The 563-nt window shown below is 44.2% G+C and carries 1 protein-coding gene and 1 pseudogene; both read right to left on the reverse strand.

Features of this window, described 5'->3' with window-relative positions; genetic code table 11:
• Positions 1–367, reverse strand: a 367-nt coding sequence (locus AC3G7N_RS22120) for an efflux RND transporter permease subunit (protein WP_489424264.1), incomplete at its 3' end; no start/stop codon positions are given.
• A 6-nt stretch (positions 368–373) separates the two neighbouring features.
• Positions 374–563: pseudogene (locus AC3G7N_RS22125) on the reverse strand (efflux RND transporter periplasmic adaptor subunit); the annotation flags it as partial.

The following is a 563-nucleotide window of genomic DNA, read 5'->3' on the forward strand; positions in this document are numbered from 1 at the left end:
CACCTTTAGGAAGCATGTTTTTGACCTGGTCAATTTTTTCCCGCACATCAATGAGTGCCTGATCCATATTGACTCCATTACTGAACATCATAATGACAAGCGAGGAGCCAGACTCAGATTGCGACTGAATTGTTTCGACACCCTCGACCGAGCTGATTGCCGATTCAACCGGGCGACTGACTAAGTTTTCTACCTCTTGTGGTGCTGCATCCTCATAGGTTGTTGCCACCACAGCGATGGGAAGTTCGATTTCCGGAAAAAGGTCAATCGTAAGGCTTCTTAAAGAAACGACGCCGAGTGCAAGAATGGCAAGCACTATCATGATGACGCCAACAGGACGTTTAACAGATATATTTACTAGCTTCAAAATGCATTACCCCTCTTTCACCACATTGACCTTGCTTCCGTCGGTCAGTGTTAGTTGCCCGCTTGTTACAACCTTGTCGCCCTTTTTCACTTCACCCTTTATAGCTGTTTGATCTGACTGTGTTTCAATAATCTGGACTTTTTTCTCGATTGCCTTATCGTCTTTGATTACATAAATAAAGGCATTGCCACTTTCT

It is taken from the genome of Virgibacillus carmonensis, assembly GCF_057836705.1.